11 protein-coding genes are annotated in these 13,732 nt (G+C 71.7%); 4 read left to right on the forward strand and 7 right to left on the reverse strand.

All coding sequences use genetic code 11. From position 1 onward, the window contains the following. Nucleotides 1-9: 9 nt before the first annotated feature. The 3 genes from BS73_RS16520 to BS73_RS16530 form a co-directional block, all read right to left on the reverse strand. A complete protein-coding gene (locus BS73_RS16520) occupies nt 10-471 on the reverse strand; it encodes an RpiB/LacA/LacB family sugar-phosphate isomerase (protein WP_037573238.1) in 462 nt (153 codons plus the stop codon). A gap of 82 nt (nt 472-553) precedes the next feature. Beyond that, nucleotides 554-2,164, reverse strand: a complete 1,611-nt coding sequence (locus tag BS73_RS16525; protein ID WP_037573239.1) for an APC family permease — start codon at nt 2,162-2,164, stop codon at nt 554-556. Between the two features lie 456 nt (nt 2,165-2,620). After that, nucleotides 2,621-4,306 carry a purine-cytosine permease family protein gene (locus BS73_RS16530; protein ID WP_037573247.1) on the reverse strand — a complete coding sequence of 562 codons (1,686 nt, stop codon included), beginning with the start codon at nt 4,304-4,306 and terminating at the stop codon, nt 2,621-2,623. A gap of 199 nt (nt 4,307-4,505) precedes the next feature. Here BS73_RS16530 and BS73_RS16535 point away from each other — a divergent pair, with 199 nt between their 5' ends. Then, a complete protein-coding gene (locus BS73_RS16535; protein WP_037573249.1) occupies nt 4,506-5,960 on the forward strand; it encodes an amino acid permease in 1,455 nt (484 codons plus the stop codon). A gap of 241 nt (nt 5,961-6,201) precedes the next feature. On the opposite strand, the gene BS73_RS16540 is transcribed toward BS73_RS16535, so the two are convergent. The 3 genes from BS73_RS16540 to BS73_RS16550 form a co-directional block, all read right to left on the reverse strand. Next, nucleotides 6,202-6,888: a pyridoxamine 5'-phosphate oxidase family protein gene (locus BS73_RS16540; protein WP_037573253.1), complete on the reverse strand. Its 687-nt coding sequence runs from the start codon at nt 6,886-6,888 to the stop codon at nt 6,202-6,204. Nucleotides 6,889-6,978: 90 nt separating this feature from the next. Next, nucleotides 6,979-7,401, reverse strand: coding sequence for a GNAT family N-acetyltransferase (locus BS73_RS16545; protein ID WP_037573256.1), 423 nt, complete (start codon nt 7,399-7,401; stop codon nt 6,979-6,981). After that, the gene (locus BS73_RS16550; RefSeq protein ID WP_037573259.1) at nt 7,398-8,609 is read right to left on the reverse strand and encodes a pyridoxal phosphate-dependent aminotransferase; all 1,212 of its coding nucleotides are present in this window, start codon (nt 8,607-8,609) and stop codon (nt 7,398-7,400) included. Before BS73_RS16550 ends, BS73_RS16545 begins: the two co-directional genes overlap by 4 nt. Nucleotides 8,610-8,667: 58 nt before the next feature. Between BS73_RS16550 and BS73_RS16555 the strand changes: the two genes are divergently transcribed. The 3 genes from BS73_RS16555 to BS73_RS16565 all read left to right on the forward strand — a co-directional run bounded on the left by BS73_RS16555 (nt 8,668) and on the right by BS73_RS16565 (nt 13,110). After that, nucleotides 8,668-9,306, forward strand: coding sequence for a winged helix-turn-helix transcriptional regulator (locus BS73_RS16555; protein WP_037573262.1), 639 nt, complete (start codon nt 8,668-8,670; stop codon nt 9,304-9,306). Between the two features lie 194 nt (nt 9,307-9,500). Beyond that, nucleotides 9,501-11,798: a HelD family protein gene (locus BS73_RS16560; protein ID WP_037573264.1), complete on the forward strand. Its 2,298-nt coding sequence runs from the start codon at nt 9,501-9,503 to the stop codon at nt 11,796-11,798. A 196-nt stretch (nt 11,799-11,994) separates the two neighbouring features. Then, the gene (locus tag BS73_RS16565) at nt 11,995-13,110 is read left to right on the forward strand and encodes a glycoside hydrolase family 18 protein (protein WP_051940012.1); all 1,116 of its coding nucleotides are present in this window, start codon (nt 11,995-11,997) and stop codon (nt 13,108-13,110) included. Between the two features lie 9 nt (nt 13,111-13,119). Here BS73_RS16565 and panD read toward each other — a convergent pair whose 3' ends face one another. Beyond that, entirely contained in the window at nt 13,120-13,548 is a 429-nt protein-coding gene (gene panD / locus BS73_RS16570; protein ID WP_037579892.1) for an aspartate 1-decarboxylase, read from the reverse strand. Nucleotides 13,549-13,732 lie beyond the last annotated feature (184 nt).

Here is a 13,732-nt window from a genome sequence, read left to right on the forward strand (position 1 = left end):
GCCCGGGCGTCAACTCCCGGACGCGCGGCCGTCGGCGTCCAGCCTGGCCAGGTGTTCGATGTTCTGCTGGTCGCCGAGCTCCTGGCTGGGCGAGCCGTCGAACCAGGCGTCCAGGATCTCCCGCAGCAGGGCCGGCGAGGTCAGCCGGAGGCTGAGGGCGAGGACGTTGGCGTCGTTCCAGCGCCGGGCGCCGCCGGCGGTGTACGCGTCGGTGCAGAGCGCCGCGCGGACCCCGGGCACCTTGTTGGCGGCGATGCTGGCGCCGGTGCCGGTCCAGCAGCAGACGACGGCCTGGTCGGCGCGGCCGTCCGCGACCTCCCGGGCGGCGGCCTCCGTGCAGTACGCCCAGTCGGGCGAGGCGCCGGGATCCAGCGCGCCGTGGGCACTGACCGTGTGGCCGCGGCGGCGGAGCTGCTCCACCACCTCGCGCGCGACGCCTTCGTCCATGTCCGCCGAGACTGCGATCCGCATACCGGCAGGGTAGCCGCCGGATCCCGGCGCAGGACGGACCCGCACCTCCCGAACGGCGCCCAGCGAACCCTCGCAGCCGGCGCTACGCCCCGACGTCGACGGTGTCGCCGTCCTCCGCGGCGATGCGCTTGGCCTCCAGCAGCGCCGGGTTCAGCCACCCGCTGTTGTAGCCCCAGTAGTAGAACGCGAGCCCGGAGATCACGACCACGGCGATGTCCACGCCGGCCGGCAGCCAGCCCAGCCCGCCGAACTCCTTGCCGCCGACGAGGGAGATGAACGCCATCCAGACCAGGTAGCAGACCAGCCAGGCCCCGGACTTGAGGTTCTGGCCCAGCTGGGTGCCGTTCTTCCACTCGTAGAAGGCGTACACCGGCAGCCCGACCGCCATGATCAGGATGACCTCGCCGGTCAGCGGCCACTTGGCCCAGTACAGCACCAGCGTGCCGAAGACGAAGCCGAGCGGAGCCAGCAGCGGCAGCGCCTTGATCCGCACCGGCCGGTGGAGCTCCGGCGCCAGCTTCCGCAGCACCGCGACCGCGACCGGGCCGGTGACATAGGAGATGACGGTGGCCACCGAGACGATGCTGGCCAGCGAGCCCCAGCCGCGGAAGACGGCCAGGAAGACGAAGGCCACCCCCAGGTTGAGCAGCAGCGCCGGGCGGGGCACGCCGGTCCGCGGGTCGACCTTGCCGAAGATGCCCGGCAGGTGCCCGTTCCGCTGCACGCCGTGGATCATGCGGGAGGTGGTCGCGGCATAGGTCATGCCGGTGCCGGACGGGGAGACGAAGGCGTCCGCGTAGAGGAGGATCGCCAGCCAGTTCAGCATCAGCGCGCTCGCCAGGTCGGCGAACGGCGAGGAGAAGTTCAGTGCGGACCAGCCGCCGTGCGCCAGCGTGGTCGGCGAGACGCCGAGCAGGAAGGCGAACTGCAGGCCGATGTAGATCACCAGCGCGATGGCGATCGAGCCGAGGACGGCGATCGGCAGCGAGCGCTTGGGGTTGCGGGCCTCGGCGGCCATGTTGATCGGCGACTGGAAGCCGTTGAAGGCCCAGACGATGCCGGAGGTGGCGACCGCGGTGAAGACCGCGGAGACGCCCTTCGGCGCGAAGCCGCCGGCCGAGGTCAGGTTCGAGGTGTGGTGCGAGGTGACCAGCAGGCCGACCACCGTCAGGGTCGGGATGACCAGCTTGAAGACGGTGATGGCGGTGTTGGTCTTGGCGAACAGCGACACCGCGAACCAGTTCAGCGCGAAGTACACCAGCATCAGCACGGTGGCCGCGGCCACGCCGGTGAAGGTGAGCTGGCCGCTGCCGGCGTTGTAGAGCCCGTGGGTCCAGCCGAAGCTCCAGGAGCTCATGTACTGGATCGAGGCGGTGGCCTCGCCGGGGATCACCGAGACGATCGCGATCCAGTTCGCCCAGGCCGCCAGGTAGCCGGTCAGCGACCCGTGCGAGTACTGCCCGAAGCGGACCATTCCGCCCGCCTCCGGGAACATCGAGCCGAGCTCGGTGTAGGACAGGGCGATGACGAGCGCGACGACCGCGCCGATGACCCACGCGAAGATCGCCGCCGGGCCGGCGATCACAGCCGCCTTCTGTGCTCCGAAGAGCCAGCCGGAGCCGATGATCGAGCCGAGACCTGTGGCGGTCAGGGCGATGGTGCCCAGTGACCTCCGATAGTTCGAACCGGACACTTCACTCCCAAACCTGCGTGGTGCGGACGTCAAGGCGATGTGGTGATGTATCAGTCTGACACTCCGCCAAGCGAGACAAACGCGAGGAGTCTGTCCGAATAGCGGCGAGCTTGGCAACCCTTCAACAAGAATTCGTGAATGTGGGGTATCCCACGCTTCGCCCGCTTCCGGGAACCGACACGGCCGCTGGAGCGTCACTTGGCGGACCCGATTGCGCCCGGTCGGGGGATGCGGCCGGGGCCCGGGCCGACGCCTCTGGCGCAGCGCCGCAGGCACGAGCAAGGGGCGCGGGGAACCGCGCGGCCAACCCGCTTCGGCGCCGCACTCGGCAACGTCCACCGGGTCGCAACCCGGACTCCGCTGCCGACCACAGACCGTAGACGGCTGGTCGCGCGGTTCCCCGCGCCCCTTACTCGGCCCTACGGGCCTGCGCTCGGGCGCGAATCCCGCAGCGTGTCACCCCCGCATCGCCGGCATCCCCATCAGCACCGGCTCCGCGGCCTCGCCGCGCTTGCAGGCCTCGCCGCACGCGGACTCCAGCGAGCAGCACAGCGAGCAGATGTCGCCCCCGTGGTGCGGGCAGTCGCCCGCCACGTCCGGGGACTCGTACCCGCCCGCGCAGACCACGCACTGCCGGGTCTCCGAACTGTCGTCCGCCGCAAGCGGGTTGGGCCGGGCGAGGTAGTACCGCCCGCGGGTCGCGAAGGCGATCAGCGGGTTCAGCAGCATCGCCAGCGCCAGCGCGACGAAGGGGCTGAACGCCTTGCCGTAGTCCCCGAAGGCGCCGAAGAAGCCGGCCAGCGACACCGCCGAGGCGACGATCATCGCCCCGAACCCGGCCGGGTTGACCGAGCGGAGGTACGCCCGCTTGAACTCGATGTACTTGGGGCTGAGCCCCAGCGGCTTACTGATCATCAGGTCGGCGGCGACGGCGCCGATCCAGGCGATGGCCACGTTGGAGTAGAAGCCGAGCAGCGTGCTGAGCGCGCTGAACATGTTCAGCTCCATCAGCAGCAGTGAGACCCCGCAGTTGAGGAAGATGTACCAGACCCGGCCCGGGTGCCGGTGGGTGAGCCGGGAGAAGAAGTTCGACCAGGACAGCGAGCCGCTGTAGGCGTTGGTCGAGTTGATCTTCACCTGCGAGACGATCACGAAGAGCGCCGCCAGCGGCAGCGCCACCCCGCCGAACCACGGCCGCAGGGCGTGGAGGATCTGGTCGATCGGCTCCAGTGCCCGCGCCTCGCCGACCGCGCCCAGCGCGGCCACCGCCAGCAGCCCGCCGCCGAGCTGCTTGATCGCCCCGATCACCACCCAGCCGGGCCCCGCGGCCAGCACCGCGAGGTTCCAGCGCCGCCGGTTCACCGCGGTCTTCCGCGGCATGAAGCGGAGGTAGTCGGCCTGCTCGCCGATCTGCGCGATGAGCGAAAGGGCGACTCCGGCGCCCATCCCGAAGCCGTACCAGCTGAAGCCCCCGGCCCCGCCGCCCGTCCCGCCGAAGTGCGCGAACCGGGAGTACGCCCCGGGGTCGGCGACGGCCAGCGCGACGAACGGCAGCACCAGCCCGAGCAGCCAGACCGGCTGGGTCCAGGCCTGCATCCGGGCCAGCCAGTTCATCCCCTTGAAGACGATCGGGATCACGATCAGCGTGGTGATCAGATACCCGACCGGCAGCGGCACGTGGAGGGCCCGCTGCAGCGCCTGGGCCATGATCGAGCCCTCGGTGGCGAAGAAGATGAAGGTGAAGCTGGCGTAGATGACGGAGGTCAGTGTCGAGCCCAGGTAGCCGAAGCCGCAGCCGCGGGTCAGCAGGTCCATGTCGATGCCGTTGGCGGCGCAGGCCCGGGCGATCGGTATCCCGGTCAGGAAGATCACCACGGCCGCGGCCAGCACCGAGGCGACCGCGTTGGTGAAGCCGTAGGAGAGGGCGATGGAGGCGCCGATCGCGTAGTCGGCCAGATAGGCGATGCCGCCGAGGGCGGTGGAGGCCACCGCGAGCGGGGTCCAGCGCCGGAAGGAGTGCGGGGCGTACCGCAGCGAGTAGTCCTCCAGGCTCTCGTCCGCGGCCGCCCTGGCGTACGAGCGGCGGCGGCCCTCGGCCTCCGGCGGGGTCCCGGGCTGGGTGGGGGTTCTCGGGATCGTCATGCCGTCGGACGGTAGGGAGGCCGGGTAACACGCTCCGTACCTGCGGCGTTTCGGAGAGGTAAGAGATCCCGCGGAGAAACGTGACATAGGCGCCGATATTCGGAATAGGGGTTACCGATTCCTGAACCGTCCACTAAGTTCTCGCCCCAACGTCTGCGCCGCGGCACCCCCGCGGCGCTGTTGGACGAAGGGAATCGACATGCACTCCCCCGTCACCGCCGGGTCCGCGGACGGCACCACAGCCGCCGGCGACGGCCTCAGGAGCGGGCTGAAGAGCCGCCATCTATCGATGATCTCGATCGGCGGCGTGATCGGTGCTGGCCTCTTCGTGGGCTCCGGCGCCGGGATCAATGCGGCCGGACCCGGAATCCTGATCTCCTACGCTCTCACCGGCCTGATGATCGTGCTGGTGATGCGGATGCTCGGCGAGATGGCCGCGGCGGACCCGCAGTCCGGCTCCTTCTCGGCCTACGCCGACCGCGGCCTCGGCCGCTGGGCGGGCTTCTCGATCGGCTGGCTCTACTGGTTCTTCTGGGTCGTCGTCCTCGCCGTGGAGTCCACCGCGGGCGGCGCGATCCTCCACGGCTGGGTGCCGGGGGTGCCGCAGTGGGGCTGGACGCTGGCCGTGATGCTGCTGCTGACCGGCAGCAACCTGGTGTCGGTGGGCTCCTACGGCGAGTTCGAGTTCTGGTTCGCCGGGATCAAGGTGGCCGCGATCGCGGTCTTCCTGGTGATCGGCGTACTGGCCGCGTTCGGCGTGCTGCCGGGCTCGGACGCCGGATCGCACGCGGTCGGGATGGCCAACCTCACCGGGCACGGAGGGTTCCTGCCGCACGGCTCGGGGGCGATCCTCTCCGGCATGCTGCTGGTCGCCTTCTCCTTCATGGGCAGCGAGATCGTGACGCTGGCGGCGGGCGAGTCCAAGAACCCGGAGAAGGCCGTCACCAAGGCCACCAACAGCGTGATCTGGCGGGTCGCCCTCTTCTACCTGGGCTCCATCCTGATCGTGGTCGCCCTGCTGCCGTGGGACTCCTCGGCCGTCAAGGCCAGCCCGTACGTGGCCGTCCTGAACCACCTGGGGATCCCCGGGGCCGGCCAGGTGATGAACGTGATCGTGCTGACCGCCGTGCTGTCCTGCTTCAACTCCGGCCTGTACACGGCCTCCCGGATGGCGTTCTCGCTCTCGCTGCGCGGGGACGCGCCCAAGTCCTTCGCCAGGACCGGGAAGTCGGGCGTGCCGTGGGTCGCGGTGCTCGCCTCGGTGGTGGTCGGCTTCGTCGCCGTCATCTTCAACTACACCTCGCCGGACACCGTCTTCCAGTTCCTGCTGAACTCCTCGGGCGCGGTGGCGCTCTTCGTCTGGCTGGCGATCTGCGTGACACAGCTGCGGATGCGCAAGGTGATGGAGCGCGAGCGGAACGGCGACCTGCCGGTCCGGATGTGGCTCTACCCGTGGCTGACCTGGATCACCATCGCCTTCATCCTCTTCATCGTCGGCTACATGCTGACCGACTCGACCGGCCGCCCGCAGATGCTTCTCTCCCTGCTGGCCCTGGCCATCACCCTGGCCGCGTCGCTGATCGTCTCCCACCGCGCAAAGTCCCGCGAGCCCAAATCGCTGGACACAGCGACCCCACCAAGGATCGACGCCTGACACCCGCCCCCACGCCCCGGAGGCAGCGCCACCAGGCGCGCCTCAGGGGCGCGGGCCGGGAACTACGGCCCGAAGGCAGTGCCGTCAGGCGCGCCTCAGGGGCGCGGGGAACTGCGCGCCCGGCCGACTACGGCGCCGCAACCGGCCAGCGGCGCTCGCGTGGCAACCCGGTGGCCGTCGCCGGCCGCGGCAGAAGCGCGGCGCCGACCGCAAAAGCTCCCCGCACCCCCTTGAGAGGCGCCTACGGCGCAGTCGCGTCGGTGCCGGCGCGGCCGGCGATCCAGACCGGGGCCGCCGCGGAGGCGCGCAGCGCCGGATCCGGCCGAGGCTCACCCCAGGTGCTCCGCAGCGGCAACACCCCCGCCCAGACCGGAAGTTCGCCGTCCGGCCCGTCCCCGTCCTCCGGCGGCCCGGAGCGCGACTTCACCGAGGCCTCGGCCACGTCCAGCGCCAGCAGCGCCGTCGCTGCCAGCTCCCTCCGGTTCGGCAGCCGGGCGTAGCCCCACTGGCCGGGAGCGGACTGCTCGGTCAGGCAGCGCAGCCCGGCGAGCAGCTCCTCCTCGTCCTCCACCGCCCGCGGGCGCCCGTACACCATCGCCGAGCGGTAGTTGACCCCGTGCTCGAAGACCGAGCGCGACAGCACGAGGCCGTCCACATGCGTCACGGTCACGCAGACCTCGCCGGCGCCCCCGTCGCGCAGCGACCGCGAGGCCACCGACCCGTGGAGGTAGAGGACCCGCCGCTCGCGGTCGTACCCGTACACCGTCGGCACCACCATCGGCGTGCCGTCCACCACCACCCCGAGATGGCAGAGGAAGCCGGCGCCGAGCACCGCGTCGACGTCCTCGGGGGCGTGGCTCCCCTGCTCCCGCAGCCGGCGCAGCCGGGTCCGCTCGCTGGGCGGTGCCGCGTGATTCCGTTCCACCATGGCGCACAAGCTACCGATTCCGCCGCCGAACGGCCATAGCGCAAGCGAATCCGTCGGCGAGGCGGCTGCGGCTGCGACTGCGACTGCGGCTCAGGACCTCAGCTCCATATAGCGCTCGGGCTGGTCCAGCGGACCGAAGCCGCCGATGTCCGCGTAGAGCGAGTGGGCGTCCGAGGTGGCGAGCATGACCCGCTTCAGGCCGAACGGCGCGAGCTCCTCCCGTACGGCCCGGACCAGGGCCTTGCCGACGCCCCGGCCGCGCGCCTGCTTCGCCACGAAGACGTCGGCGAGCCAGCCGAAGGTCGCCCGGTCGGTGACCACCCGGGCGTAGCCGAGCTGGTCCGCCGAAACGGCGTCGTAGGCACCGAAGTTGAGGGAGTTGCGGATGGCCGTCTCGAACGTCTCCCGGGTACGGCCGAGCGCCCAGTAGGACTCCTCGGAGAGCCAGCGGTGGACGCGGTCCACGTCCAGCAGTTCGGGGTCGGTGGAGATCCGGAGATTCGCGTCGGTCATTGGCGGTATCCCTCCAGGAAGCGGCCGATCCGGCTGATCGCCGCCTCCAGGTCGTCTGCCCGCGGCAGGGTGAGGATGCGGAAGTGGTCCGGGCTGGGCCAGTTGAAGCCGGTGCCCTGGACGATGTGGATCTTCTCCCGGAGCAGCAGGTCCAGGACGAAGCGCTCGTCGTCGACGATCCGGTGGACGGAGGGGTCGAGCCGCGGGAAGGCGTAGAGGGCACCCTTCGGCTTGACGCAGCTGACCCCGGGGATGGAGTTCAGGCACTCCCAGGCGCGGTCGCGCTGCTCGCGCAGCCGCCCGCCGGGCAGGACCAGGTCGTTGATCGACTGATGGCCGCTCAGCGCGGCCTGGATCGCGTGCTGGCCGGGGACGTTGGCGCAGAGCCGCATCCCGGCGAGCATGTTGAGGCCCTCCAGGTAGTCGGCGGCGTGCTGCCGCGGCCCGGTGACGACCAGCCAGCCGCTGCGGAAGCCGGCCACCCGGTAGGCCTTGGAGAGGCCGGAGAAGGTGAGCACCACCAGGTCCGGGGCCAGCGCGGCGGCGTGGTGGTGGACGGCCTCGTCGTAGAGGATCTGGTCGTAGATCTCGTCGGCCAGGACCATCAGCTGGTGCCGGCGGGCGAGGTCGAGCATCCCCTCCAGCAGCGGCTTCTGGTAGACCGCCCCGGTGGGGTTGTTGGGGTTGATGATGACCAGCGCCCGGGTGCGGTCGGTGATCTTCGACTCGATGTCGGCCAGGTCCGGCTGCCAGTCCGCCTGCTCGTCGCAGACGTAGTGCACGGCCTTGCCGCCGGCCAGCGTCACCGCGGCCGTCCAGAGCGGGAAGTCCGGTGCGGGGACGAGGACTTCGTCCCCGTCGTCGACCAGCGCGGTGACCGCCATGGAGATCAGCTCCGAGCAGCCGTTGCCCAGGTAGACGTCGTCCACCCCGACGCCCTCGACCCCGCGCTCCTGGTAGTGCCCGGCCACCGCCCGGCGCGCGCTGAGGATCCCGCGCGAATCGCTGTACCCGTGGGCGGCGGGCAGGGTCCGGATGATGTCCTGCAGGATCTCCGGCGGCGCCTCGAAGCCGAAGGCGGCCGGATTGCCCGTGTTCAGCCGGAGTACCGAATGCCCGGCCTCCTCAAGCGCGTTGGCGTGCTCGATGACCGGACCGCGGATCTCGTAGCAGACCTCGGTCAGCTTGCTCGACTGCTTGAACTCCATGCTTGGTTCTACCAAGCCGAAGCTTGGAAAGTCCAACTCTTTGCATAGACTGTTGCCCATGCCACGACGGAGCTACGACCAGTACTGCGCCCTGTCCCGCGCCCTCGACGTCCTCGGCGAGCGCTGGACCCTGCTGATCGTCCGCGAGCTGCTGGCGGGCCCGCGCCGGTACACGGACCTCCACGCGGACCTGCCCGGGGTGAGCACCGACGTCCTAGCCTCCCGGCTGCGCGAACTGGTCTCGGACGGCCTGGTCACCCGCGAGCGGGTGACCAGGCCGGCCACCGCCTCGGTCTACGAACTCACCGACCGGGGGCGGCGGTTGCTGCCCGTACTGACCGCGCTCTCCGGCTGGGGCGCCCCGCTGCTGACCGAGCCGCATCCGACGGACGCGGTCCGCGCCCACTGGTTCGCCCTGCCCATGCTGGACCTGCTGCTGCCGCCGGTGGCCGCGGCCGGCCTGGCCGGCACCGCCGACCTGGTACTGGACGAGGTGGTCTGCCTCCTCCGCCTGGATCCGGCCGACCCCGGCTACGCGGACGCCCCGGCTGAGCGACCGGACGCCCGGCTCCATCTCGACCTGGCCACCTGCCGGGCGCTCGCCGAGCGCCGGCTCACCCCGGCGGCGGCGATCGCCGAGGGCACTCTCCGGATCGAGGGCGACACCCCGCTGGCGAAGGCCCTGCGGGAGGCCTGAGGGGTCGAGCGGCGGGGAAAGCGAATGCCCCGGGACGGAGAACCGTTCCGGGGCATTTCATCTGCGCGCCGATAAGGCGTATATTCGAGGCTTCGTATGCCGGAGGAGACCAAAAGAGTCTCAACTCCCAAGAAACACGATACCGGAGCGGGGCAGAATTGTCAAACACCGAGTCAGGCAGGGATTCGCGGGAAATGCGGTCGGAGCAGGAATTCCTCGACCTGCTCCACGACCGGCTCGACGACCTGCGCGCGGAGGCCGAGGGCAGTCTGAGGTCGGCGCTGCCGGGCGAACCCGGCGGCACCATGCAGGCCCGGCTGGAGCGGGACATCCTGGTCGCGGAGCGGTCCGGCCTGCTGACCGCCCTCGAGTCCGGGGAGAACGGCCTGGTCTTCGGCCGGCTCTGGTTCGGCGCCGATGACGCCGATGACGCCGATGACACCGACGGGAACGCCGGCCGGCACTCCGGCGAGGACCGCCGGATCGGCCGGATCGGAATCCGCGCAGACGACGAGGAACGCACCCCGCTGGTCATCGACTGGCGCGCGGAGATCGCCCGCCCCTTCTATCTCGCCACCGCCCACACCCCGATGGGACTGCGCCGCCGCCGGCACATCGCCACCGAGGGCCGAAAGGTCACCGGCCTCCACGACGAGATCCTCGACCTGACCGACACCCGCCGCACCGGCCACGAGGGCGCCGACGCCGACGCCGTCCTCCTCTCCGCCCTGGACTCGGCCCGCACCGGCCGGATGCACGACATCGTGGAGACCATCCAGGCCGAGCAGGACCGGATCATCCGCGCCCCCGAACACGGCGCCCTGGTCGTCGAGGGCGGCCCGGGCACCGGCAAGACCGTGGTCGCCCTCCACCGCGCCGCCTACCTCCTCTACGCCCACCGCGAGCGGCTGGCCCGCCGGGCGGTACTGATCGTCGGCCCCAACCCGGCCTTTCTGGAGTACATCTCCGAGGTGCTGCCCTCGCTGGGCGAGACCGGGGTGCTGCTGGCCTCCCCCGGCGAGCTCTTCCCCGGGGTCAGGGCCACCGGCTCGGACACCGAGCGGGCCGCCGCGGTCAAGGGCCATCCCGCGATGGCCGAGGCGCTGGCCGCGTACGTCCGCGACCTCCAGCGGCTCCCCGACCCCGAGACGGTGATCGCCCACGAGGACGGCGAACTGGTGCTGGACGCCCACACCGTGCGCGCGGCCCGGGACGACGCCCGCGCCACCGGCCTCCCGCACAACCTGGCCCGCCCGCACTTCGCCTTCCGGATCATCGACGCCCTCACCGACCAGCTCGTGGACCGGATCGGCGCCGACCCTCTCGGCGGCCCCAACCTCCTCGGCCCGGACGACGCCGCCCAGCTCGGCAAGGCCGTCGCCACCAGCCGCGAGGTGCACGCGGCGATCGAGGAGCTGTGGCCGCAGCTCACCCCGGAGCAGCTGGTCGCCCGTTTCCTGGAGGAGCCGGGCCCGCTGCCCGCGCCGCTGACCGGGGCGGACGCCGAGGCGATCCGCCGCGACCCGGCGGATCTCCTCCGCCCCGGCGGCCCGGACGAACCCTGGACCCCCGCCGACGTCCCCCTGCTGGACGAGGCCGCCGAGCTGCTCGGCCGGGACGACTCCGCCGAGCAGGCCGCCGCCGAGGCCGAGCGGCAGCGGCAGATCGCCTACGCCCAGGGCGTGCTGGAACTCAGCTACGGCTCCCGTACCTACGAGTTCGAGGACCGGGACGACGAGGAGTCGGAGCTGCTGTCCGCGCACGACCTGATCGACGCCGAGCGGCTGGCCGAGCGCAGCGAGGAGGCCGACCACCGCACGGCCGCCGAGCGGGCCGCCGCCGACCGCGGCTGGGCCTTCGGCCACATCATCGTGGACGAGGCGCAGGAGCTGTCGCCGATGATGTGGCGGCTGCTGATGCGCCGCTGCCCGACCCGGTCGATGACCCTGGTCGGCGACCCCGCGCAGACCTCCGAGCCGGGCGGCACCGGGAGCTGGGAGGCGATCCTCTCGCCGTACCTCGGCGACCGCTGGAAGCTGGTCCGGCTGGGCGTCAACTACCGTACGCCGCAGGAGATCATGGACCTGGCGGCGGAGATCCCGCGGGCCCTCGACCCGGACTTCGAGCCGCCGCGCTCGATCCGCTCGACCGGCGTGCCGCCCTGGCGGAGGTCGGTGCCGGAGAGCTGGCTGCCGTGCGCGGTCGCCGAGGCGGCGCGCGCGGCCGCGAGCCCGGACCACCGCCACGCGGTGATCGCCCCCGAGCACCGGCTGGTCGCGCTCGCGGCCGCGCTGCCGGAGGCCTCGCACGGCCGGGCGCCCGACCTGACCAGGCCGATCGTGCTGCTGGGCGCACGCCAGGCGAAGGGCCTCGAGTTCGACACCGTGCTGGTCGCCGCGCCTGAGGAGCTGGCGCCGAGCGACCGCTATGTAGCCCTCACCCGCGCCACCCAGCGGCTGGGGCTGCTCGACCCGGAGCCTGCCGAGGGGTGATCGCCGGGGCGGCGGGAGCGGCGGGGGCGGCCGAGGGCCGGGGGCCGGGACGGCGTGACGCTCTCCGGCCGCCCCGCCCGCCCCTTGAGTTGGCACCCTTGACAGGAAACTGACACAGCCTCAGTTTGGTACAGACCAGTCGCTCGCCCCTCGCCCTCGCCCTCGTCCCTCGCCCCGGCCGAGCCAGGAGGCCGCCATGCGCGCTGCCCGGTACCGCACCCGTCTCCTGTCCCTCGCCGCCGCGGCGGCGCTCACCGCCGCCGCCGGCGCCCTCGCGCCCGCCGCCACTCCGGCGCGGGCCGCCACCGCGACCCCCCTCCAGGTCTACGGAGCCTGGCTGTGCGGCAACGACGCCTGCACCTGGGGGTCGGTCCGGGACATGACCGACTTCGACACCGCCAACCACTGGCTGATCGACCGCGGGGACGGCACCCCCTCGGTCAACCTGGTGGTGCTCAGCTTCGTCGACCCGCTGAAGCTGCTGGACGGCACCACCGACGCCACCGACACCGACGGCGTCCCCAACGGCATGACCAGCGCCGTCGTCGACTACTTCACCAGCCATCAGATCCGGGTGATGCTCTCCGTCGGCGGCATCACCTACACCTCCGACTGGGACAGCGCCCTCGCCCAGAACCCCGCCCTCCTGGGCCAGAAGGCCGCCGCCCTGGCGACCAAGCTCGGCACCGGCATCGAGATCGACTACGAGAACTCCTCCAGCCCGAACCTCACCGGACTGCAGAGCTTCGTCTCCGCCTACCGCGCCGCCCACCCCTACGACGCGACCGGCGCCGACCCGGCCGCCCGCCTCACCATCGACCTCGCGGCCGGCGACCGCTGGCTGATCGGCATCGACCAGTACGCCACCGCGAACTGGCTCACCCCCGGGAACCCGGTGCTCGACTACGCCAACGCGATGGTCCCCAGCAAGCAGCCCTCGACCTCCACCGCCGAGTCCAACTGGCAGGAGCACATCGACGGCAAGCCCAACTACAGCCCCGCGATCCCGCCGCTGGCCCCGGCCAAGTTCACCGGCTCGGTCTACATAGACGACGGCAACAACCAGCCGCTGCCGGAGTGCACCGACTTCGCCTCCTCGCTGGAGGACTCCACCGGCTCCTGGGTGGAGAGCGCCGCCCCGAACGGCGCGGGGACCACCCCGGGCCTCCTCGGCTACATGTTCTGGGCCGCGGAGAAGCCCTCCACCCGGGGCATCACCACCGACCCGCCCAACTCCTGCCAGGGCGGCGTGGGCGTGGGCTCCTCCACGTACTCCGTCCCCCTGCCGATGCCGCCGCTCAGGCAGCAGTGACGGACGGGCTCACCGCTCCCCGGCGGCGACGGCCAGCGGGCTGCGCTCGGTCCCGCCGCCGGGCACCGGCTCGGAGGGGTCCTCGCCGAGGGCGAGGATCCGGTTGTCCGCGTCCACATGCACCACCCGCGGCCGCAGCCGCCGGGCCAGCGAGTCCGGCACCTGGGCGTAGCTGATCAGGATGACCAGGTCGCCGGGGTGCACCAGATGCGCGGCGGCCCCGTTGATCCCGATCACCCCGGAGCCCCGCTCCCCCTCGATGACGTACGTCTCCAGCCGGGCACCGTTGCTGATGTCCACGATGTGCACCAGCTCGCCGGGCAGCAGGTCGGCGGCCTCCATCAGCTCGGCGTCGACCGTGACCGACCCGACGTAGTGGAGGTTCGCCTCGGTCACCGTGGCCCGGTGGATCTTCGACTTGAACATGGTGCGGACGATCTCGTCGCGAGACATGCGCGCTCCTCGGAACAGACGGGATGACTCGACTTGCGCCCCGGAACGGGTGCGCAGTGGCCACCACCTCGTCGAGGGTGCCACATCCCCCCGACGAGGTCACCGCCCGTCCGCCCTGCCCCTGCCGGCCCGGCGGAGGCGCTCGGCCCGTCCCAGCTGTCCCGGGCGC

Source organism: Phaeacidiphilus oryzae TH49, assembly GCF_000744815.1.
GTDB lineage: Bacteria > Actinomycetota > Actinomycetes > Streptomycetales > Streptomycetaceae > Phaeacidiphilus > Phaeacidiphilus oryzae.